Origin of the sequence: Chryseobacterium joostei (assembly GCF_003815775.1) — a bacterium.
GTDB classification, from domain to species: Bacteria; Bacteroidota; Bacteroidia; order Flavobacteriales; family Weeksellaceae; genus Chryseobacterium; species Chryseobacterium joostei.
This window is the reverse complement of the sequence record NZ_CP033926.1, coordinates 451,690-473,426: the sequence shown is the minus strand read 5'-3', so window position 1 is coordinate 473,426 and position 21,737 is coordinate 451,690. Positions and strand designations below refer to the sequence as shown.

At 36.5% G+C, this 21,737-nt stretch carries 18 protein-coding genes; 4 read left to right on the top strand and 14 right to left on the bottom strand.

Features of this window, described 5'->3' with window-relative positions:
* Nucleotides 1-178: 178 nt before the first annotated feature.
* The gene (locus EG359_RS22350; RefSeq protein ID WP_164463034.1) at nucleotides 179-334 is read right to left on the bottom strand and encodes a bacteriocin-like protein; all 156 of its coding nucleotides are present in this window, start codon (nucleotides 332-334) and stop codon (nucleotides 179-181) included.
* Nucleotides 335-520: 186 nt separating this feature from the next.
* On the opposite strand from EG359_RS22350, the gene EG359_RS22345 reads away from it, so the two are divergent.
* On the top strand, nucleotides 521-685 hold the full coding sequence (locus EG359_RS22345) for a hypothetical protein (RefSeq protein ID WP_164463033.1): 165 nt from the start codon (nucleotides 521-523) through the stop codon (nucleotides 683-685).
* A 178-nt stretch (nucleotides 686-863) separates the two neighbouring features.
* Here EG359_RS22345 and EG359_RS02205 read toward each other — a convergent pair whose 3' ends face one another.
* From EG359_RS02205 to amaB, 10 genes are all read right to left on the bottom strand, one after another.
* A complete protein-coding gene (locus EG359_RS02205) occupies nucleotides 864-1,349 on the bottom strand; it encodes a MarR family winged helix-turn-helix transcriptional regulator (RefSeq protein WP_076355437.1) in 486 nt (161 codons plus the stop codon).
* Nucleotides 1,350-1,351: 2 nt separating this feature from the next.
* A complete protein-coding gene (locus tag EG359_RS02200; protein ID WP_076355438.1) occupies nucleotides 1,352-1,840 on the bottom strand; it encodes a GNAT family N-acetyltransferase in 489 nt (162 codons plus the stop codon).
* 156 nt (nucleotides 1,841-1,996) lie between these two features.
* Complete coding sequence (locus EG359_RS02195; protein WP_076355440.1) at nucleotides 1,997-3,412, bottom strand: efflux transporter outer membrane subunit; 1,416 nt, start codon at nucleotides 3,410-3,412, stop codon at nucleotides 1,997-1,999.
* A gap of 97 nt (nucleotides 3,413-3,509) precedes the next feature.
* Nucleotides 3,510-6,656, bottom strand: coding sequence for an efflux RND transporter permease subunit (locus EG359_RS02190; RefSeq protein WP_076355442.1), 3,147 nt, complete (start codon nucleotides 6,654-6,656; stop codon nucleotides 3,510-3,512).
* Nucleotides 6,656-7,843 (bottom strand): efflux RND transporter periplasmic adaptor subunit, encoded by a 1,188-nt coding sequence (locus EG359_RS02185; protein ID WP_076355444.1) that lies wholly within the window; start codon nucleotides 7,841-7,843, stop codon nucleotides 6,656-6,658. The genes EG359_RS02190 and EG359_RS02185 overlap by 1 nt, the downstream gene beginning before the upstream one ends.
* A gap of 1 nt (nucleotide 7,844) precedes the next feature.
* Nucleotides 7,845-8,300 carry a transcriptional regulator gene (locus tag EG359_RS02180; RefSeq protein ID WP_065394571.1) on the bottom strand — a complete coding sequence of 152 codons (456 nt, stop codon included), beginning with the start codon at nucleotides 8,298-8,300 and terminating at the stop codon, nucleotides 7,845-7,847.
* 116 nt (nucleotides 8,301-8,416) lie between these two features.
* The gene (locus EG359_RS02175; protein WP_076355446.1) at nucleotides 8,417-8,929 is read right to left on the bottom strand and encodes a GNAT family N-acetyltransferase; all 513 of its coding nucleotides are present in this window, start codon (nucleotides 8,927-8,929) and stop codon (nucleotides 8,417-8,419) included.
* A 163-nt stretch (nucleotides 8,930-9,092) separates the two neighbouring features.
* Nucleotides 9,093-9,320 carry a DUF2007 domain-containing protein gene (locus EG359_RS02170; RefSeq protein WP_076355448.1) on the bottom strand — a complete coding sequence of 76 codons (228 nt, stop codon included), beginning with the start codon at nucleotides 9,318-9,320 and terminating at the stop codon, nucleotides 9,093-9,095.
* Between the two features lie 61 nt (nucleotides 9,321-9,381).
* Nucleotides 9,382-10,707 (bottom strand): L-lysine 6-transaminase, encoded by a 1,326-nt coding sequence (gene lat, locus EG359_RS02165; RefSeq protein ID WP_076355450.1) that lies wholly within the window; start codon nucleotides 10,705-10,707, stop codon nucleotides 9,382-9,384.
* A gap of 112 nt (nucleotides 10,708-10,819) precedes the next feature.
* Entirely contained in the window at nucleotides 10,820-12,370 is a 1,551-nt protein-coding gene (gene amaB / locus EG359_RS02160) for an L-piperidine-6-carboxylate dehydrogenase (protein WP_076355452.1), read from the bottom strand.
* 135 nt (nucleotides 12,371-12,505) lie between these two features.
* On the opposite strand from amaB, the gene EG359_RS02155 reads away from it, so the two are divergent.
* Nucleotides 12,506-12,655 carry a histidine kinase gene (locus EG359_RS02155; protein WP_065394576.1) on the top strand — a complete coding sequence of 50 codons (150 nt, stop codon included), beginning with the start codon at nucleotides 12,506-12,508 and terminating at the stop codon, nucleotides 12,653-12,655.
* Nucleotides 12,656-12,847: 192 nt separating this feature from the next.
* Here the strand turns inward: EG359_RS02155 and EG359_RS02150 are convergent, their stop codons facing one another.
* The 3 genes from EG359_RS02150 to ccsA all read right to left on the bottom strand — a co-directional run bounded on the left by EG359_RS02150 (nucleotide 12,848) and on the right by ccsA (nucleotide 17,411).
* Nucleotides 12,848-13,036: an Arc family DNA binding domain-containing protein gene (locus tag EG359_RS02150; RefSeq protein ID WP_076355454.1), complete on the bottom strand. Its 189-nt coding sequence runs from the start codon at nucleotides 13,034-13,036 to the stop codon at nucleotides 12,848-12,850.
* Nucleotides 13,037-13,107: 71 nt separating this feature from the next.
* Nucleotides 13,108-13,974, bottom strand: coding sequence for an SPFH domain-containing protein (locus EG359_RS02145; protein WP_076356010.1), 867 nt, complete (start codon nucleotides 13,972-13,974; stop codon nucleotides 13,108-13,110).
* Nucleotides 13,975-14,141: 167 nt separating this feature from the next.
* Nucleotides 14,142-17,411, bottom strand: coding sequence for a cytochrome c biogenesis protein CcsA (ccsA, locus tag EG359_RS02140; RefSeq protein ID WP_076355456.1), 3,270 nt, complete (start codon nucleotides 17,409-17,411; stop codon nucleotides 14,142-14,144).
* 1,060 nt (nucleotides 17,412-18,471) lie between these two features.
* Here ccsA and EG359_RS02135 point away from each other — a divergent pair.
* Both EG359_RS02135 and EG359_RS02130 read left to right on the top strand, forming a co-directional pair.
* Nucleotides 18,472-21,075, top strand: coding sequence for an FtsK/SpoIIIE family DNA translocase (locus tag EG359_RS02135; protein WP_076355458.1), 2,604 nt, complete (start codon nucleotides 18,472-18,474; stop codon nucleotides 21,073-21,075).
* 94 nt (nucleotides 21,076-21,169) lie between these two features.
* Entirely contained in the window at nucleotides 21,170-21,631 is a 462-nt protein-coding gene (locus EG359_RS02130; protein ID WP_076355460.1) for a hypothetical protein, read from the top strand.
* Nucleotides 21,632-21,737: the final 106 nt, after the last annotated feature.

Genomic DNA, 21,737 nt, shown 5'->3' with positions numbered 1-21,737 from the left:
TTACTGGTCTTGTTATTCTCATTGTCATTATGATTTTAAAAACAAGAAAACGTAATAAAAACTATCAGAAAAAATTCGGCAGCCTCTGAGATCTTAGAAAGAGTATAGATTAGAGGCCTGCATTTAAATTAGGAAAAGAATCGAAATAAAAAATCCCTCTAATTGAGGGATTATATTTTTAAAAATCAGGACATTCTAATGTCAGTTGCTCCGCATAACATTGAGGAATCGGACTGTTAGGGCAATGCATTGGCTTCGATCCCTGAGGACATATTTTTTGGCTCCCTTTTACTTCTTTTAGCTGATCTCTTGAAATTTTTTTCAAATTTTTCATGGTTTTGATTTTAGTTTAGGAGTTAAATATAGCAATAATTCTCTATATATAGATTTAATATGAAAAAAATATTTTTTTATTGTGAAAGATGTCTGATAAAAGAATAAATCACAAACCCGGATACAATTGAAACTTTGTGAAAGATGAAATATTTGTTTTTTTAAAATAAATTCATTATCTTGAAATATGAAAAAAAGTGAACGTCAGGATAATATAACACACGCTGGCAAAATTAGTGAACGATCAAAAGCATTGGAAGTGCTTGAAAAAGCAAAGCAAACACAGGGTAAAATTACCTTTCTGCGACAAGGTGCTGGAAGAAACTTTAAACCAAAAAATGAGGATTTATAAATTAAAGTATATCCTCAAAGAATAGAATGTTTACCCCGTGGAAACTCGGGAAGAATTAGAGGTTAAATTCATGGATTTTGTAAAAGAAAAATCACAAAAGCTGAATGATTCATTTACAATATATACATACACCCAACCTATAATATAAAAAGCCATACTGTTAGTGTGGCTTTTTATATTATAATTGATTTGAATTTTTAAGCTGTAACACTCTCTGATAAAAAGACTGATTCGCTATCTTTTCCTCCGCTTCATCAATTGCTTTTAATAAATTATTCTGATTATCTGCAATATCTCCTAATATTTGGGACATAAGTTCCCATACCGGTTTCATCTTTTCTATAAGCTCCTTTCCTTTATGGGTTAAAAGAAATAATCTTTTGCGCTCGTCCTGCTTATCTTTTTTCCATTCTATAAGTTCCTGATTCTCCAGTTCCTTAAGTAAGGTGATAGTGGATGGATGGGTATACCCTATTTCATTAGCTATTTCTACAACACTTGCCAGTTCCTTTTGATAAATGGTATAGATAACAGGGAACCATTTCAGCTCAAAATCAATTCCAAAGGCTTTGTAGATCATAGCTCCCTCCTTTCTCAGCTGTTCACTAAAACGATGTAGTCTTGTGGATATGGCAAGGATTCCTGCTTCGTTGATAACATTCATATTCAGTCAGTATGTAAATGATAAAAAATATCGTCGGCACTCATTAAGGGAAAACGAGCCGGAAGTTCTTCTTTCTTAATTTTCATAAAATCATTTCTTTCATAGAAACGTTGTGCAGCTTTCAATACCGTTATGGTTCCCAAATATATATCGTTAATTCCTTTTTCACGGCAGAAAGATATTAATATTTCCAATAAAATCTGGGCAATATTGAGTTCTTTTCCTCTAAATTCCTTTTTTACAAACATTTTTCTTATTGCTCCTGACCCATCATCAAACTTAACCAATGCAATTGAACCCACCAATTCACCGTCTATAAATGCTCCCCAGAAATTTCCTCCCGCCTCGTGATAAAAACTTTCGATTTCTTTTAAATCGGGTTGATCATGCACTGTGATGGGAATATTGAATTCCTGCTGCTGAATCGTCAGAATCAGTTCAATGGCCTGCTCTGAATACGAATTGTCTATCGATTGAATCTGTAATTTCATAGGTATTATATTAAAGTATAAAACTACGTAGTTAAATACATACATACAAGTGAAAATTTATTTTTATCATTATTTTAACAATCCTTAAAAATTTAAAATAAAAAAACGTATGCCATTGCTGACATACGTTTTATGATAATCTATTACAAAATACGGTTATTTCCAGCCTCCGCCTAAAGCCTGATAAAGCTCAACAGCTGCTTTCATTTTGTTGTATTGTGCATTGGAAATATTAAGTTCTGCATTCAATGAATTAACACTTGCATTCAAAACTTCAAGATAATTCGCCATACCATAGTTTACCAATTCCTGAGAATAGTCTACCGATTTTTTATAGGCATTCAGTTCTTTTTGCTTTAATTCAATAAATGAATCCTGTACAGAGAAGACCCTGATAGCATCGGAAACTTCTTTCCCTGCAGTAAGAACAGTTTTTCTAAAATTCAGATAGGCTGTTTCCTGATTGGCAAGACTTACGTCATAATTGGTCTTGATCTGTCTCTTATTCAGGATCGGTTGTGCTAATCCTGCTACCACATTGGCAAATAATGAATTTACACTGAACAGGTGATCAATATCTACAGATTGAAGTCCTCCCGAGCCTGTAAGCTTTAATGTTGGATAAAACTGAGCTTTTGCAGCATTGGTCAATTCAAATGCATTCATTAAAGTAAATTCTGCCCTCATTACATCCGGACGATTAGCCAGCAATTGAGTTGGATATCCAAGTTTTACATCACTTGGAAGATTTTGTCCTTCTAAGGTAGATCTTTCAATAGTATGAGAGGATTCTCCCATTAAAAGACTCATCGTATTCTCCAGCAATTGAATCTGTGTATCAATATCAATCAATAGAGATTTTGCATTGAAAACAAGTGCTTCACTCTGCTGTACGGCTACTTCTGTAAGAGATCCTGAAGCTTTCAAAGCCTTTGTTGCCTCCAAATTTTTCTCACGAACCGCAATGGTTTCTGTAATGATCTTTTTCTGGGCATCAAAAGTCAGCAACTGATAATAGGCAGAAGCAATGGAGGCCACCAGACTGCTTTTTACCGCTTTATGAGCCGCAACAGTTCCTAAATAAGTTGCCAGTTGTGCTTTTTCCTGTGCTTTTAGTTTTCCCCAAATATCTGCTTCCCATCCAATAGTTCCTGTGATATCGAACTGATTAACATAGCGCCTTTCTCCAATAATCTGTCCAAACTGAGTGTTGATAGACTGGGTTTGGAAAGTATAGTTGGGACCAATGGATAGTGTTGGTTGATAGGCAGCTTTACTCTGCTTCAGATAAGCTTCTGCAGAATTAATGCTTTGCAGTGCAATTCTAATATCCAGATTGTTCTCTAAAGCCTTTGAAATATGCCCCTGAAGGATCGGATCTGTAAAGATTTCTTTCCATGAAACATTGGCAATGGTAGCACTGTCTGAAGGAAGCATATCGGTACGGAAAAGCTTTTCGTCAACAACGTTCTTCGGTCTCTCATACTCTTTTCTGGCCATACAAGATGTGATGGCTCCCAGTATGATTGCTGAGAAAGTTATTCCTTTTATGATGTTTAATAAACTCTTCATTGTTTAAAATTAAAAGTTAAAAATTAGAAAATAGAGGTTAGAAGCAGAGCATTAGATTAATTTCTAAGCTCCAACTTCTAGTTTCTCTAATTCATTTTTACTCTGCTAAATTGATTTCTTCTTTCTTTATAGGTTTAATCTTTTCCTGTAAGGTTTCAAAAATTACATACAATACCGGAATTACAAAAAGCCCTAAAATAGTACCTATCAATAGTCCTATAGCAGCACCTGTTGCAATAGACCTGTTACCTACAGCACCAATTCCGCTAGCTAGTACCAATGGCAATAGACCGAAGATAAAGGCGAATGATGTCATTAGAATAGGTCTCACCCTGGCTTTAGCGGCATTGATGGCTGACATTACAATGGTTTCACCATGATGTCTTCTCTGAACAGCAAATTCTACGATAAGAATTGCATTTTTCGCCAGTAGTCCCACAAGCATGATCAAGGCAATCTGGAAATAAATATTATTTTCCAAGCCCATCACTTTCTGTCCTAAGTAAGCTCCCATTACCCCTAAAGGAAGAGAGATCACAACAACCAGCGGAAGAATATAACTTTCATACTGAGCAGAAAGAATAAAGTATACAAAGATTAAACTCAATGCAAAGATCAGAAGCGTCTGAGATCCTGAATTTAATTCTTCTCTTGTTAACCCGGTAAACTCTACTGCATAGTTTTGATTCAGGGTTTCATTTGCCACTTGCTGTACAGCGGTAATGGCATCCCCGGAGCTATATCCTTCAGAGTTGGCTCCTGTTACTTTCACGGATGTAAATAAGTTATAACGGCTTACAGATTGCGGTCCGTATGCTTTTGTCAATGTTACAAACTGTGAAATTGGAGACATGATACCAGAACCTGTTCTTACATAGAGTTCGTTTAGATTTTCAATATTCTTTCTGTTCTCAGGAAGTGCCTGAACCATAACTCTGAACTGTTTACCATACTTGGTAAAGTCGGCAGTATAAATACCACCAATATATCCTTGCATGGTAGACAGAATATCATTTACGGAAACCCCAAGCTGTTTGCTCAGAGGAACATTAATCTCCATCTGATACTGAGGATATTTGGTATTGAATGACGTTTGTGCAAATTGAATTTCCGGTCTCTGCATCAGCTTACCGATAAATTCATTGGTTTTATTATCCAGATCAGCATAATCTCCACCTGATTTATCCAGCAATACCATTTCAAAACCTGCACTACTACCAAAACCGGGTACACTTGGAGGCTGGAAGAACACTACTTTAGCATCCGGAACAGATCCTACAATTCCGAATAGTTTCTTCGTAATATCTTCGGAGGTTTGCCCGCCTGCTTTTCTTTCTTCAAATGGCTTCAGCTTAACAAAGGCAAGACCGTTGTTACTACCGTTTCCGGATAAGAATCCTCTACCTGTAGAAATGGTTACGTTTTGTACTCCCGGAACTTTCATTGCTTTGGCCTGAAGAGTTTTCAAAGCGTTGTAGGTTCTTTCCATAGAAGCTCCCGGAGGAAGCTGAACATCTGTAAAGATGATCCCTCTGTCTTCTGTAGGTACAAACCCTTTCTTCATACTGCTGCTTGCCCAGAATAAAATACCTCCGGTAACCGCGAAAATAATTAGGGTAACCCATTTATGTCTTAAAAGGAATACAAATCCTCTTCCGTAACGTTCAGTAGTTGTTTTAAAAGCAATATTAAACTTATAGAAAAACTTCTGCAGAATGTTTAAGTTCTTGTACTCTGCATGATGCTCTGCGTGAGGTTTTAAGAATAATGAACATAAAACCGGGCTTAACGTTAGTGCATTAATAGCAGAAATGATGATGGCAATAATCAATGTAATACCGAACTGTTGGTAGAATACCCCTGTAGGCCCCGTAATGAATGTTACTGGGATAAATACTGCTGCCATTACCAAAGTAATAGAAATAATAGCCCCTGTAATCTCATCCATTGCTTCTACCGTTGCTTTTTTAGCATCTGAAATACCATGCTCCATCTTCGCATGAACAGCCTCGACCACGACAATGGCGTCATCCACCACAATTCCGATGGCGAGTACCAATGCAAATAAGGTTAAGAGGTTCAATGAATACCCGAAAAGATTCAGGAAGAAGAACGCTCCTACAATAGATACCGGAACTGCAATAGCCGGAATCAATGTAGATCTGAAATCCTGAAGGAAAATATACACTACAATAAATACAAGAATAAAGGCTTCGATCAGGGTGTGTACTACCTTTTCAATAGAAGCTTCAAGGAATTCGTTGGTATCAAAGTTAAAGGTATACTTGATTCCCTGTGGAAAAGTTCCCTCTGCAGATTTCAGATAAGTTTTGATATTTTTAATAATCTCCTGTGCGTTGGATCCTGGAGTCTGGAAGATCCCCATACTAATGGAAGGATTGTTACCATTTTCCCCGATACCAGTGTAAGACTGACCTGCCAGTTCTACTTTGGCAACATCTTTCAACATCAGGTTTTGTCCGTTTGCAAGAGATTTGATGATGATATTATCGTACTGTTCTTTATCGTTGAATTTACCTACATACTTGATAATATATTCAAAAGAACTTCCGCTGTTCTGGCCAATAGAACCTGCTGCTGCCTCCCTACTTTGCTCATTGATGGCATTGGTAACATCTGTAGGCGTTACACTATAAGCGGCCATTTTTGCAGGGTCCAGCCAAATTCTCATCGAGTAGTTTTTACCTCCGAAAACGTTGGCATCCCCTACACCATTTACCCTTTTTAAATTTGGAATAATGTTAATATTCAAAAAGTTCTGAAGGTATACGTCATCAAGATCTTTATTTTCAGAATAGAAAGACATATACATCAGGGCACTGGTCTGCTGTTTCTGAGTTACAACCCCTGAACGCGTTACTTCAGATGGTAGAAGAGGTGTCGCTCTTGCCACACGGTTCTGTACGTTTACCGCAGCAATATCCGGGTCTATTCCTTGCTTGAAGAAAACCTGGATCTGGGCAGAACCATCATTCCCAGCACTGGAAGTGATGTAATCCATTCCTTCTACCCCGTTGATCTGTTCTTCCAAAGGTACTACTACACTTTTCATCACCGTTTCAGCATTGGCTCCCGTATAGTTTGCGGAAACACTCACCGTAGGCGGCGCAATATCCGGATACTGTGTAACCGGTAACGAGATCAGTCCTAGCACACCGAGAATCACAATCAAAATTGAGATTACGGTAGATAAAACCGGTCTGTTAATAAAGTTTTTTATCATTAGAATTTCGGTTTTATTGATTGAACAAGACTATCCATTTTTATTGGCTTCGGTTTCACTGCTGTTCCCGGTTTCAAACCTCCGATACCAGCTGCAATAACTGTTTCACCTTTATTAACTCCTGATTTGATAAGAGCCATATTGTCAATTCTGTCAATAACATTTACAACAACATTTCTGGCAGTATCTCCTTTTTCTACTTTGTATACGTAAACAATACCTTGTTGTTCGTAAGTAGCACTTTCAGGAACTACCAATACATTGTCATAGCGCTGAGGAAATCTGATGGTTCCACTGTTACCATTGCTTAATAATTTTTGAGCATTGGAGAACGCAACTCTGAACTGAATGGTTCCTGTTGTTGGATCAATCTGGCCTGTGATAGCTTCAATTCTTCCTTTTTCAGGATAAAGGCTTCCGTTGGCTAACTGAAGCTCTACCATTGGTAAGTTTTTGATTTTCTCAGGCATAGAAGCCCCAGGAGATTTTTCAAGGAAATTAAAATATTCCTTTTCATTCATGGCGAAGTAGGCAAAGATCTCAGAAGTATCAGAAATCGTTGTCAGAGGTGTTTGATCAGACGGTCCTACCAAACTTCCGACTTTTAACGGTAGTCTTCCGATTACCCCTGAAATAGGAGCACGAATGATGGAGTATTCAATGTTTGCCTCTACTCCTTTGTAATTGGCTTCAGCCTGTCTTTTTGCTGCATGAGCCTGTTGTAGCTGTGCCTGTGCCTGAGCCAACTGAGCCTGTGCCGTTTGTAGCTGTACATTGCTGATAATATTTTTTTGTACAAGCGGTTTCAGTTTGTTCACTTCTACTTGTGCAGCATTTACAGAAGCTTGTGCAGCAGCAATGCTGGATTCGGCAGCACCGATTCCGGCTTTGGAAGCAGCCGCATTTTCAGTCAGAATATTGGTTTCCAGACGGAACAAAGGCTGTCCTTTTGTAACATATTGCCCTTCATCTACCAATAACTGGGTGATATAACCTTGTATTTTTGCACGCACATCATTGTTTACCCTACCTTGGATGGTAGCCGGAAACGTCTGATAACCCACTATATTTTTTGACTCCACAGAAACAACAGGAAAAGGCTTTGCACCATCCTGCTTGGGAGCTTCTTTTTTGCAGGCAGTCAATGAGAATGCCGCAATCGAAAGTATAACTAGCTTATTATTCATTTTATAGTTTATTAAGAGATTCCTGAATATTTTCTATGTTTTTGTTTAAGAGTGCTTTGTAAACTTCTATTCTTTCGTTGTATCCATCATCTTTACTTTTTTTAAAATTGTTTAAATCATCTAATAGTTTTAGTTCGTCCTGCATTTTCTGGACAATTTTCTCAAACCGAATTTTCTTATACTCATCATTGATGAAAAAATATCGTTTTCGCTCATCCATTTTATTATGATCCACAATGAGCTGAGCATTCAATAGTAATGAAATACTCGTAGATACTGAGCTTTTGCTTGCTGAAAGGACTTCAACAAACTCATCAAAAGTAATTCCTACTTTCTCATAGTCAAAAAGAAGGTAGGAATAAATTTTCGAAGCTAAAGGGGGTAAGCTGAACACGGTGCCGTAGAACTTTACGGCATCCTGAAAAATTTTTTCATCAATTTCTATACTTTGGTGCATAATATAAAAATTTAAACAAAAGTAAAAATTAGTTCAGAACCAAACGAACAAACCTGATAGAGATTATAAATACAGGGCGTTTTAAAAATTCAATGAAAGTTGATTTAACTTTTTGCTTAAATTATAATCTTCTCAAAGGCCTTTCTCATTCCGTCTGCCAAAAGTACCTCTCCACAATAAGAATATCCTTTGCTTTCAAGGATTTTTAACATGGCTATATTGTCGTGGTTCGTATCTACTTTAACACTCTGAACTCCATGGGATCTGGTGAAATCCTCAATATGATCAAAAAGTTTTTTTGTCATTCCCTGACCTGCAAATTTTTCATCAATGGCTACTCTATGAACAACAACGAATTCGCCATTGCTTAACCATGCTCCCTCAATTTTGCTGTAAGCAGGTTCATCATTCAGAATCAGGGCTGCATACACTGCAATTTCTCCATCTACTGTAAGAACATACCCAAATCCTTTGGCAATATCGCTTTCCACTGTTCCAAGATTAGGATACCCGTTCTGCCATTGTGTACTCCCATCCTGTCTTCTTCTTTCAATCGACTGCTGGATGATTTCCCAAATAATGTCTCTGTCTTCAATTTCCGCTTTTCTTAGTTTAGTTTCTGGATTCATGTAATTTATTTTTGACTAAAAACTGAAAGATTAAAGAACTGGAATCACTTCATTCCTTAATCGTTTTTAATGATTGTTTTCTTAATTAAAAAACCGAAAATTAATTAAGAAATTAATTTTCGGTTTGAAGTAGTAAAATTTAAAATTATGAAATTGTTTTTTATTAATTTTCACTTTGTTGAAGGTAAGCATCAATAATTTCGAATGCTTTCTCTTCATCTTCCAGATCCACCATTACCTTTAGCGATGTAGCTGTGGGAGTTGTGGTAAATGTAAGATAATTGTTTTCAACAGTGTTTGTAATTTGCGCATCATCTAATTTAGACTTAACCAACTGAATTTCTGAAGGGTTATCACTTTCATAAACTGATACTCTCGTACTTCTTTCCATATTCTAATTGTTTGAGTACCTAAATGTACAATGTTTTTTTGAAAATTACAAATCTTTGGTTTTAAATTTTATTAATATTGTTTTCAATTTTGTCTAATGCCAATTGGATTTCTTCCTTGGTAACGTTCAGGTGTGGTCTGAAACGTAGAGACTGGTCTCCACATGGAAGAATGATCAATCCGTCATTGAATAATTCGTTCATCATCTTATTTCTTTCTTCTCCGGATGGAAGATCAACAGCACACATTAGTCCTCTACCTCTTGCATTTGAAATTTTCTCAGGATATTTCTCAGCTAGCGTCTTTAGGCTTTCTAACAGGAATTCTCCAACTACTCTAGCATTTTCAACAAGGTTTTCTTTTTCAATCACTTCCATTACCAATTGGAAACGAAGCATATCGATAAAGTTACCTCCAAATGTAGAGTTGATTCTTGAGCTTTCTCTGAAAACGTTGTTCGGAACTTGGTCGAATTTTTCTTTGTTAGCTAGCACTCCGCAAACCTGAGCTTTTTTCCCGAAAGAAATAATGTCCGGTTTTGCTGTAAAGTGTTGGAATGCCCACATTTTACCTGTAATGGCAATACCTGTCTGAACTTCGTCAAATATTAATAGAATTTCGTGGTTATCACAAATTTGTCTTAATCCCACTAAGAATTCATCTCTGAAGTGATTGTCCCCGCCTTCTGCCTGAATAGGTTCAATGATGATACAAGCCACTTTGTCAGGATTCATCAAGATAGCTTCTTCAATCTGAACCAAAGCCAGCCTTTCATTCTTGATGGTTTCTTCAAGATTTTCTTCTGTAATCGGGAATTTTAATTTTGGATTTAAGATTCTCGGCCAGTTGAACATTGGGAAATATTGGTATTTTCTAGGATCTGAAGTGTTTGTTAAGCTCAAGGTATAACCACTTCTTCCGTGAAATGCCTGCTTGAAGTGGATACAGATTCCTGCTTCTGTCTGAAGTCCTTTTTCAAAATTCTTACGGGTTTTCCAGTCGAAGCACGCTTTCATAGCATTTTCAACTCCTAAAGATCCTCCTTCGATAAAGAAAGCGTATTGTAATTCTTCCGGAATAACTACTCTTTCGAATACTTCTAAAAAGTGAGCATATTCCTCTGAGTAAACGTCTGCCAATGTTGGTTTGTTGACAGCCATTCTTCCCAACCATTCTGATCTTTCCAGAAGATAAGGGTGATTGTAGCCGATGGAAGCTGATGCAAACATAGAGAACATATCTAGGTACTCTCTATCTGTAAGTTTATCGTAAAGCCATGAACCATGTGATTTTTCAATATCCATCACGAAATCGAAGCCGTCTGCCAGAACATGTTTACCTACGGTTTCCTTTACTTTATTTGCTTGTATATCTAATGTGTGTTCCATAATAAATTGTTGTGTGATTTAATAAGCGAATGATTAAATGATCAAAAAGCTGAGCATGCAATCATTCAGGTTATTAAGTTTTATAGTTTTTTGGGTGCTTTAAGTAAAGCTTTTATAAATCAAATTTAATTCCTTGTGCTAAAGGAAGATGTGCTGTATAATTTATAGTGTTGGTTTGTCTTCTCATATAGTATTTCCAAGCGTCTGATCCAGACTCTCTTCCTCCTCCGGTTTCTTTTTCTCCACCGAAAGCACCACCGATTTCAGCACCTGAAGTACCAATGTTTACGTTAGCAATACCACAATCTGACCCTGCATGAGAAAGGAATAATTCTGCTTCTCTAAGGTTCTGAGTCATGATTGCAGAAGATAATCCTTGTGGAACATCATTTTGAATAGCAATAGCTTCCTCTAAAGTTTTGTATTTGATTAGATATAAGATGGGTGCAAAAGTTTCATGCTGAACAATCTGGTAAGAGTTCTTTACTTCTGCAACGCAAGGTTTCACATAGCAACCTGATTCATATTCTTTTCCTGATAAAACGCCTCCCTCAACAGCGAATTTTCCCCCTTCTTTTTTACATTTCTTGATTGATTCTTCGTACTGGTTTACAGCGTCAACGTCGATCAATGGTCCTACGTGGTTCGCTTCATCCAATGGATTTCCAATTTTTAATTGCCCGTAAGCTTTTACCAATCTTGATTTTACTTCATCATAAACATCTTCATGAATGATTAGTCTCCTCGTAGATGTACATCTTTGCCCTGCAGTTCCTACAGCTCCGAAAACCGCTCCAATGATAGACATGTTAAGGTCTGCCTCCTTGGTGATGATGATGGCATTGTTTCCACCTAGCTCAAGGATAGATTTTCCGAATCTTTCTGCTACTTTAGAAGAAACCATCCTTCCTACTCTTGTAGAACCAGTGAAAGATACTAAGGCAACTCTTTTATCATCCACCAGCTTCTGTCCTATTTCATGATCTGCTACCAATACACTTGAAATTCCCTCGGAAAGATTGTTTTCCTTTAAAACTTCATTCATGATATTCTGGCATGCAATAGCACAAAGTGGAGTTTTTTCTGATGGCTTCCAAATGGTAACGTTACCACAGATCCAAGCTAAGGCTGTGTTCCAAGACCATACTGCTACCGGGAAGTTGAAAGCTGTAATAATTCCAACCACTCCAAGTGGGTGATATTGTTCGTACATTCTGTGACCTGGTCTTTCGGAGTGCATTGTATATCCCTGAAGCTGTCTGGAAAGACCCACTGCGAAATCGCAGATATCAATCATTTCCTGAACTTCTCCAAGACCTTCTTGTAATGATTTACCCATTTCATAAGAAACAAGTTTACCAAGATCATCTTTATATTCTCTTAACTTTAAGCCAAGCTGTCTTACGATCTCTCCTCTTTTAGGAGCCGGGATCAGCCTGAATTCCTGAAATGCCTTTTGAGCCGTTTCAATTACTTTGTCATAATCACTTTCTCCGGAAGTTTTTACTTTAGCGATCAACTTTCCATCCACAGGAGAAATGCTTTCTATCACCTTTCCTGAAGCGAAATATTTCCCGCCCACTGAAGTCCCTTTGTTCTCTTCTTTAATCCCAAGGTTTTTGAGTGTTTTTTCGATTCCGAAATCCTTTACTTTTTTTGACATAAAATCTTACTTTTCGTTCTCTCTAAAGATAAAAATATTATGCGAACCTCAAAACTTTAATTTTTAATACGCTTTTTATTTGGACTAATTATAAACATGCTTATCTTTGTAGGGTAATCCTTTTGACAATCACCGATGGAAAATTCACAAGAAAATAACTCAAAGTTTAAAAAGTGGTTCAAGCGTGTAGGATGGGCAGGCTTTGCTTTCTTTACCATTAAAGGCTTGATTTGGCTCGTAATATTCTACTTTGGAGCAGATACTCTTCAAAGTTGTATGAAATAAAAAAGCAGAGAAAATTTCTCTGCTTTCATTTTTTTGTAAAAGGGTAACCGAATTGTCATTTTTTTATTGAGCCACTAAAAAAACAGACGTTTTTTGTATTTTCTGTAATTTAAAAAGGGAAAGAAATAATAGTTTTTCGCTCATATATTTCCCAAAAAGATCATTTATAATCTTAAATTATCTCTTTTTAAACTATTCATTCTTCTTCCTCCCTGCATTGACCAGGCTCTGATGCAACAGGTATTCTATCTGTCCATTCACACTTCTGAATTCATCATTTGCCCACTTTTCAAGAAGTTTATAAGTAGACTCATCTATCCTTATGACAAAAGACTTTTTGCTTTTATTTTCTGAAGTGTTTTGAGCTTTTTCTGATTTCATTGTTCTTGTTTTTAATGCAAGATTTATTTTCAGGCTTACAGGTTCATAAGCGTGAATTTTTAGTTATTATTTTAATTATACAGAGTTCCTGCATTCAAGATTGGGGTTGCCGCTTTTTCTCCACATAAAACCACCATTAGATTGCTTACCATTGCCGCTTTTCTTTCGTCATCCAGTTCAACGATATTTTCTTCGGAAAGCTTTTTCAAGGCAAGGTCTACCATTCCCACAGCTCCTTCTACAATCTTAGTTCTTGCTGCTACAATTGCTGTTGCCTGTTGTCTTTGAAGCATTGCTCCTGCTATTTCTGAGGCATAGGCCAAGTGAGAGATTCTTGCTTCCTGAATAACAATTCCAGCTTTTGAAAGACGGTCTGTAAGTTCCTGTTCTAAAATAGAATTGATCTTGTCCCCGCCCTCTCTCAAAGTGATTGGTGCATGATCGTCTTCTAAGTTATCATAAGGAAAACTCATTGCCAAATGACGTACAGCAGCTTCACTTTGCATTCTTACAAAGTCAGAGTAGCGTTCTACATCGAAAGCCGCTTTGTAGGTATCTCCTACTTTCCATACCATTACCACTGCAATTTCGATAGGATTACCCATTTTATCATTCACCTTTAAAGTCTGCCCTTGTAAGTTTTCAGAACGTAATGACATTTTCTGAGATGAATACAAAGGATTAATGAAAAACAGTCCGTTATCTTTTACAGTTCCTACATATTTCCCAAAGAAGTTCAATACTCTCGAATGATTGGGTTGGATAATCATTAGACCTTTTAGGAAAAAGCAGGAAACAAGGAAGCAAAGCATTGCTAAAATAACGAAAGTAAGACTCTGGTCTACTCCACTTACAAAAAAGTAAATAGCAGCTACAAACAAAACGAGACAAATCACTAATGTTAAATAGCCAGACATAGGTTTTAAGATTTTTTCCATATACATGTAATTTTTAATTTGATATTATTTTGATATCATAAAGATATAAGTATTTTTTGGATTTTGAATCATAAATTATGATTTTTTAAAGAGGCTGGATTTCAGAGGAAAGCAAAAAAAAAACCCGGAAAATAAATTCCAGGATTTTAAATTATATGTTTAACGTTTTATTTCTTCGTTAATTTTTTAAACTTGAAATAAGATACAGCTGATAAAGCAATCATTGTTGCAATTCCGATGTATACCCAAGCCGGAACCGGAACCGGATCACCTGCAGCATAAGAGTGAAGTCCGCTTAGATAATAATTTACTCCAAAGTAAGTCATTACCATTGAGCAGAATGCAAACATAGTTGCTACATGGAATGCCCATCTGCTTCTCAACCCAGGTACTAATCTCATGTGCAATACAAAAGCGTATACCATAATAGAGATGAATGCCCAAGTTTCTTTTGGATCCCAGCTCCAATATCTTCCCCAAGATTCGTTGGCCCAGATTCCTCCTAAGAAGTTTCCTACTGTTAAAGCAAAAAGACCAATTGTTAATGACATTTCAGAAACAATTACCAATTCCTTTAATGTAGTATCATGGTGAATTTTATAGGTTTCTTTCTTTGAAATAATATAGAATACCAAGGATAGAACAGCAATAATCATGGACAGGGCAAAGAAACCATAACTTGATGTAATAATTGCTACGTGAACAATTAACCAGTAAGATTTCAATACCGGAACAAGTGGTGTAATCTGTGGATCAAGTGCTGAACCTCCGTGCGCAAATCCCATCATGATAACTGCTACCATAAATCCTGATGCAGGAATCAACGCATTTGAATTTCTATACAAAGCAAAACCTGCTGAAATACCTACCCATGAGATGAAGATAATCGCTTCGTATCCATTACTCCAAGGTGCATGTCCTGAAATATACCATCTTGCTACAAGACCCAGAAAGTGGCATACATATCCTATAGAACCAATACCAATAATTACTTTAATCGCTTTGTTTAAACTTTTATTAGGCTTGAATAACTCAACAAAACCTAGAATTAAAAGAAGACTTCCAATAATTGTATAGAAAATCAATAATTTGAAGTTAATATCCGCTTTATTCATGAAAACCTCAAGATCAACTTTAGATTTTGCAGGAACCACAGCTTTACCCCATTTCTGCTGATAGTCTGAAAGCTTGGCTAACTCTGCATCTGCTTTGTTCCAGCTTCCTGTTTTCTGAGCAGTAAGTGCTTCAGCAAAATAAGGTCCCATTACCTGCTGAGACTCCATGTCCGGTTCAAATTTCTGATCCAGCCAAGAATGCCATGTGTGGTTGGCGTCATTCTTTACAGGAACAATTCTCATAAACTGACCGCTAAAGAACTCGTTGAAGATCTGTACTCTTTCGTTTACAGCAATTACTTCTTTATCATAGTTGGTCTGCTCAGCCGGTTTTTTACGGAAAGCAACATTATAATCATGATCTAAGATATACGTCAGGTTTCCATTTGCATCCGCAGGGAAAAGATTCATTAGTGACGTGTACCCATCTTCATCAGCTTTTGTTTTATTCTTTAGTTCATCACCTCCTTTTGGTCCAACTTTAATCATTGGAACCATTGTCCAGCTTGGTGTATCTGTATTGATAGAAAGGAACCATTGGTTAGCTGTCAGGGATTTTCCGTCTGTTCCCTTGAAGCTATCATGCTTGTAAAGTTTTCTTAAAACCTCTAAAGCCTGCGTATTCATCGGAATAATTCGGCCCTCGAAGTTCTGAACTAAAAGATACCCGAATTTATCAGCATGTTCTTTACTGATTTTGTTTCTTGCAATAATTTCGTCGGGAGTAATTGATCTCATTTTCCCCATTGGAGTAGCCAATGAATTCTGCTTTGGAGCAGCACCATCAAGTGGTTGAACATTCGGAGCCGGAGCATGGCTATGCCCATCGCCTTCTACATGTACATGTTCTCTGCTTCCATCAGTAGTACCATGTGTTTCTATTTTCTGTGCATTTAAACCTAAGCTTAAAAGCACCAATAATACTGCTGCAGTTTTCTTTTTATTAGCATCTACCAGCATTTTGTTTAGTTTCCAGAAGTGAGTTCCTTTCCAGAAGAAAATAACAAACATTCCTAAGAATAAAAGACCATACCCAATGTATGAAATCAAAGTTCCCCAGAAGTCGTGGTTTACAGAAAGTACTGTTCCCATTCTATCCGGATCAAAACTTGACTGGAAGAAACGGTATCCACTATGGTTTAGAACGTGGTTCATATAAATTTTATAAGGAGTTTCTTTTCCTCCATCAATGATTTTAACGTGGCTTTCATAAGCACTCGGAGATGAACTTCCCGGATAAGTCTCCATCACGAAGTCATCTAATTTTAATGCGAAAGGAGTATTGTAAACTTTAGGTCCGAATCCAACCATGATGTTTAATCCATCCATTGTAATCTGCTTATAAGCATTTGGATTTCCTTTTTCAACAGAAAGATCAACTAATCGTTTTGTTTTTGGTCCTTGCAGCTCAATCTGAAGCATATCAGGAACATTGGCATCTTTCTTTCTGTCTCCCTCAATAGCCATCAGTCTTCCTTTTTTAAGGCCTTCAGGTACTACCAGTTTTAATTCATTGATTGTATATAAACTTCTCAATGCTAAGGGCTGGAATTCATTCTTTACTGTACTTCCGGTAGCCTGAGTAGCCATCGTCATAAAGCTTGCATCCACAGGAGTCTTGATGAATAATTTACCACCTTCGTTTTTGAATTCCACAGCGCCTTCAATCGCTCTGTTGAATGTTACCAAAGTTCCGTTGATGGATTTTGTCTCTCCCGGTTTGATGTAGATGTTTTGTCTTCCGGTACTTCCCGTAGACACAAGGTGAAGATATTCAGCACCGTTTGGCTCAGCTACTAAGCTGTCTTTTTTTCTCTGAATATATTCCTTGGCAAAAATCTTTACTTCTTTCCCGTGGAAATCATAAGTTGCACTTAAGTCCTTGTGCAGTGGAGACATCAAATAAGGAATATCCTTATAGTTAAGGACATCACCCTTTTCCTCGATCTGAATTTTAAGAAAGTTTTTATCCGTTACAATTTCGTTGGATGTTTCCCCTTCTCTAATGTGCATGGTACCTTCGAAACTAATGTATCTTGTGATAGCACCACCAATAAAAATGAATATAAAGGCAAGGTGAAAAACCAAAACCGGCCACTTCTCCCTTTTCCAAAGCCTATATCTTCCGATATTGCCAATGAAGTTCAGAATAAGCAGAACCATAATCAGTTCAAACCATTTTGCCTCATAAATTAATGCTTTTGCTGTAGGAGTTCCGTAGTCGTTTTCTAAGAACGTTGCATAGGCCATCGCAAATGCGTACACCAGTAACAATACAGCCATTGTCCTGGTTGAGATAAGAATATCTTGGAGCTTCTTCATGATTTATATGTACTTGACATGCAAAAATAAGGATGATAAACTATAAAGTGCTGAAAAAAAGCTGTTTTTTGTCATTTTGAAGCCTGTTTAGCTTATTTTGAATCGTTCTTAATAATATTGAAGTTATTGGGAAAAATTCAATATTTAATATCGAAAAAATATGAATTCATAATACCTATTCCCACGATTGAAGACTTCTATATCTTAGAATTCCACAAACAAAATAATTCACTTATAAGCAAATGATTACAGTGATAGTAAAGCCAGACATCCAGTCAAAATGCTTTTTAATAAATTTTTCATTGACTCAATTTTATAGTACAAAATTATTAACACGACTACTCTTTACATTTGAACTAGTCAAAAAAAGCTCATCAAAGGGTAAAATAAGAACCGAAATAAGATATTCCGGTTCTTATTATTAATCATTGACTAATATATTATTTCCAATAGCTCCATTTTAATGCTTAAATATAACCATGCTCTTACTTACCGTATCATAGCAGTCATACCGGGGTATGGATTTTTCACATATGCATGAGGAGCTGCAATTTTCGGAAGAATAAGTCCTTTATCCGCAGGCTCCAGCACCAATACTCACGGAGTATTTGTTGTATCTGATCCCGTGATAAACCTGTTTTGTCCGGGAATTTCCCCATTGGTATTAAAAAGTGGTCATCTAGTTGAAAATATTATACATATTTTAAATTAAACACCTTTTAAATTGCCAACAAAAAAAACAGGCCTCTATTTTATAATATTAACTTTTATTTTTTAATTATTGATTTTTTTTCATTTTCGTCGCTTTATATCAATATGAAGCCTGTTCTTTGAAGAATTATCCAGTAAAAATAAAGTCAATTAATATAATTTAACAGGTCTGTATTTGGATAAACAAAAAAAATAACCTTATTTTTATTTCAGCCAATATTATAATAGAAAATATTTTTTAATCAATTTTAAATAATCGTAGTAAAAAGCGGGCATTACAAAATGTTTTTTGGAGAAAAAAAGATTCTTTTTGGTATTGAAAAAACGTTAAATTTGCCACATTGATATTATGGATAAAAAGACACAAAAAAAACCGACTGAATCGCCCGAAAAAGGCAGAATTTTATCTAAGCCACGCATTTTCTTCGGGCTTACCTTTATACTATTTTCCGCTGTTCTCACTTTGTCATTCATCTCTTATTTAATGAACTGGAAAGCAGACCAAAGCCAGGCAGGAACCATGCTTGACAAGAGTATAAAATCTTCAAATATATTTGGTAAGGCAGGAGACTGGCTGGGGAATATTTTCATATTTGAAAGTATTGGGATTGCTTCATTTATTATTGCATTCCTGTTTCTGGTTGTCGGAACCCTGATCCTTAAAAAGAAAACATTCAAACCTTGGAAGACTATTGGTCATTCTTTATTTTTTATTTGCTGGCTTCCTATTTTTATGGGAGCGCTTACTAAGGGACAAGGGGTTTTAGGGGGTGTCTATGGATTTCAGATCATGGACTATCTTAATTCAATTATCGGTACAGTAGGTTTATGGACGGTATTAGCAGCAAGCATTCTTTTATACTTCATCCTTGAGTTTAATCTTCGCCCAAGCTCCGTTAAGGCAAAACTGAATAAGATCAATGAAAATACGATTGGAAGAGTAAAATCTATGATGCCAGATTCTGATGAAGATTTTGAAGCAGATGAAGAATTAAAAGAAGAAACAGGCGAAGTTGAAAATGAGGAAACGACAGCGTCCAATGTTACGGTAAGTGACATTCCAAATCCTGTTTCCAGTAATTCTATCAATAAAGCTAAACAGCAGGAGCCTATAAATACCTCAAAAGGATTTTCTGAAGTTCCCGTTTCTACAAATATAGAAACCATTACCACACCTAATCATACTTCCTTTGATAATGAACCGAAAGAAGTATCTCAGCCTGTAAGTCTGAATCTTTCAACTAAACCTGTTGTTCCTGTTTCCACTCCGGAGGAAGCATTTGATATCAGACCTTCTACACCAGCTCCAGTTGCTCCGGTTATTCCGGTTTCTCCTGCAACCCCTGCACAGGAAAACATCAAGTTCAATGTGGAAGTTGCACAGGTAGTTGATGTCCTAGATGATTCTGACAGAAAATCTCAGGAGTTGGTAGAAAAACATGGTTTGTATGACCACAAATTGGATTTGGCTAATTTCCACATGCCGCCGGTTGATCTCTTGAAAGACTATGGTAGTGAAGAAATTTCCATCAATCAGGAAGAATTAGAAGAAAATAAAAATAAAATCGTTGGACTTTTAAAGAACTTCAACGTAGGAATTTCAGAGATTAAGGCAACGATTGGGCCGACAGTTACGCTATATGAAATTGTACCGGAAGCAGGGATCAGAGTATCTGCTATTAAAAAGCTTCAGGATGACATCGCATTGAATCTTTCTGCTTTAGGGATCAGAATTATTGCCCCAATGCCAGGAAAAGGAACAATCGGGATTGAGGTACCAAGAAAAAATCCTACCATGGTTTCCATGCGTTCTGTGATTGCTTCTCAAAAGTTCCAAAATACGGATATGGATCTTCCTGTAGTTTTCGGAAAAACAATTTCCAACGAAATCTTCATGGCCGACCTTTCAAAAATGCCTCACTTATTGATGGCAGGGGCAACAGGACAAGGTAAATCTGTAGGGATTAACGCCATCCTTACTTCCCTACTCTACAAGAAACATCCAAGCGAACTGAAATTCGTAATGGTAGATCCTAAAAAAGTGGAGCTTTCTTTATATTCAAAAATAGAAAGACACTATTTAGCGAAGTTACCGGATGCAGAAGAAGCCATCATTACAGATACCAATAAAGTAATCAATACCCTGAATTCTTTATGTATTGAAATGGACACTAGATATGATCTTCTTAAAAATGCTTTCTGTAAAAACTTAAAGGAATACAATAAAAAGTTTACCGAAAGAAAGCTAAATCCTGAAAATGGACACCGTTTCTTACCTTATATAGTTTTGGTAGTAGATGAGTTCGCAGATTTGATCATGACAGCAGGTAAAGAGGTTGAATTACCTATTGCCAGATTAGCACAGCTTGCAAGAGCAGTAGGAATTCACTTAATTGTTGCTACCCAAAGACCGTCTGTAAATGTAATCACAGGTATGATTAAAGCCAACTTCCCAGCAAGAGCTGCCTTCAGAGTAATCTCCAGTGTGGATTCAAGAACAATCCTTGACTCTCCGGGAGCAGATCAGCTGATTGGTAAAGGAGATATGCTTTATTTCAACGGTAATGAAATCCTTAGACTTCAGTGTGCCTTCGTAGACACTCCGGAAGTTGAAAGACTTGCAGAATTCATTGGTGAACAAAAAGGATATGCGTCTGCATTCCTTCTTCCTGAATACGTTTCTGAAGATTCTACAAGTACTGTAGGAGCATTCGATCCAAATGAAAAGGATGCCTTATTTGAAGAGGCTGCAAGAATTATTGTTTCTACCCAACAAGGTTCCACTTCAATGCTTCAGAGACAGCTTAAGTTAGGATACAACAGAGCAGGAAGAATCATGGATCAGCTGGAAGCAAGCGGTATCGTAGGCGGATTTAATGGAGCTAAAGCTAGAGAAGTTATCATCAGTGATCTTCATTCTTTGGAACAGTTCCTTGAAGACTTAAGAAGCTAATGAACTATAAAAATTGTCAATCCACAAATTAATCCCGGGTATTCTTACATAAAAGAACCCGGGAAATAAAAAACACTCAAACTAAACTATTACCATGAAAATTTCAGTAAAACAAACTATTAAATTGGGTCTTTTTGCATGTACACTCACATTATCTTCATGTGCATTAAGAACTGTTCCCAGTGACTACACTTCTGTAAAACTGGATGTCATTGATAATAATACCCTGGGAAATGGCAAAATACTTATTTATAATGGTGCCGGAGTTCTCCATAAAATGGACAATACTGCAAGATTAAACATTGGATTGGATGGTAAATCATTAGGACAAATCAGACCAAAAGAATATGTTATTGTTGATTTGGAAAAAGGAAAGCATGAGTTCACAGCTCTTCATATAGATATGGTGAATATGAGAAGTAAACATCCGGTTGAGATTAATGATAATACTAAAGTAATTAAAATTGAACCAACCATCACTTCTAATAAATTAACTGTCACCAATATTCTTCCTGAAAACTTTGATCAATATATTGAAAGACCGGAGACAAGATAATTTGTAAAAACCATCTATAATAATGTATCCAGCGTAGTAAGGGGTTTTTGGAACAGTTTTTGGAAGATCTGCCTAGTTAAAGGAAAAAAACGAATAGTTTTAACCT

What these genes read in the sequence shown, in the direction of transcription:
- EG359_RS22350 (WP_164463034.1), bottom strand. Translation starts at nt 334, where the DNA reads ATGAAAAATTTGAAAAAAATTTCAAGAGATCAGCTAAAAGAAGTAAAA.
- EG359_RS22345 (WP_164463033.1), top strand. Translation starts at nt 521, where the DNA reads ATGAAAAAAAGTGAACGTCAGGATAATATAACACACGCTGGCAAAATT.
- EG359_RS02205 (WP_076355437.1), bottom strand. Translation starts at nt 1,349, where the DNA reads ATGAATGTTATCAACGAAGCAGGAATCCTTGCCATATCCACAAGACTA.
- EG359_RS02200 (WP_076355438.1), bottom strand. Translation starts at nt 1,840, where the DNA reads ATGAAATTACAGATTCAATCGATAGACAATTCGTATTCAGAGCAGGCC.
- EG359_RS02195 (WP_076355440.1), bottom strand. Translation starts at nt 3,412, where the DNA reads ATGAAGAGTTTATTAAACATCATAAAAGGAATAACTTTCTCAGCAATC.
- EG359_RS02190 (WP_076355442.1), bottom strand. Translation starts at nt 6,656, where the DNA reads ATGATAAAAAACTTTATTAACAGACCGGTTTTATCTACCGTAATCTCA.
- EG359_RS02185 (WP_076355444.1), bottom strand. Translation starts at nt 7,843, where the DNA reads ATGAATAATAAGCTAGTTATACTTTCGATTGCGGCATTCTCATTGACT.
- EG359_RS02180 (WP_065394571.1), bottom strand. Translation starts at nt 8,300, where the DNA reads ATGCACCAAAGTATAGAAATTGATGAAAAAATTTTTCAGGATGCCGTA.
- EG359_RS02175 (WP_076355446.1), bottom strand. Translation starts at nt 8,929, where the DNA reads ATGAATCCAGAAACTAAACTAAGAAAAGCGGAAATTGAAGACAGAGAC.
- EG359_RS02170 (WP_076355448.1), bottom strand. Translation starts at nt 9,320, where the DNA reads ATGGAAAGAAGTACGAGAGTATCAGTTTATGAAAGTGATAACCCTTCA.
- lat (WP_076355450.1), bottom strand. Translation starts at nt 10,707, where the DNA reads ATGGAACACACATTAGATATACAAGCAAATAAAGTAAAGGAAACCGTA.
- amaB (WP_076355452.1), bottom strand. Translation starts at nt 12,370, where the DNA reads ATGTCAAAAAAAGTAAAGGATTTCGGAATCGAAAAAACACTCAAAAAC.
- EG359_RS02155 (WP_065394576.1), top strand. Translation starts at nt 12,506, where the DNA reads ATGGAAAATTCACAAGAAAATAACTCAAAGTTTAAAAAGTGGTTCAAG.
- EG359_RS02150 (WP_076355454.1), bottom strand. Translation starts at nt 13,036, where the DNA reads ATGAAATCAGAAAAAGCTCAAAACACTTCAGAAAATAAAAGCAAAAAG.
- EG359_RS02145 (WP_076356010.1), bottom strand. Translation starts at nt 13,974, where the DNA reads ATGGAAAAAATCTTAAAACCTATGTCTGGCTATTTAACATTAGTGATT.
- ccsA (WP_076355456.1), bottom strand. Translation starts at nt 17,411, where the DNA reads ATGAAGAAGCTCCAAGATATTCTTATCTCAACCAGGACAATGGCTGTA.
- EG359_RS02135 (WP_076355458.1), top strand. Translation starts at nt 18,472, where the DNA reads ATGGATAAAAAGACACAAAAAAAACCGACTGAATCGCCCGAAAAAGGC.
- EG359_RS02130 (WP_076355460.1), top strand. Translation starts at nt 21,170, where the DNA reads ATGAAAATTTCAGTAAAACAAACTATTAAATTGGGTCTTTTTGCATGT.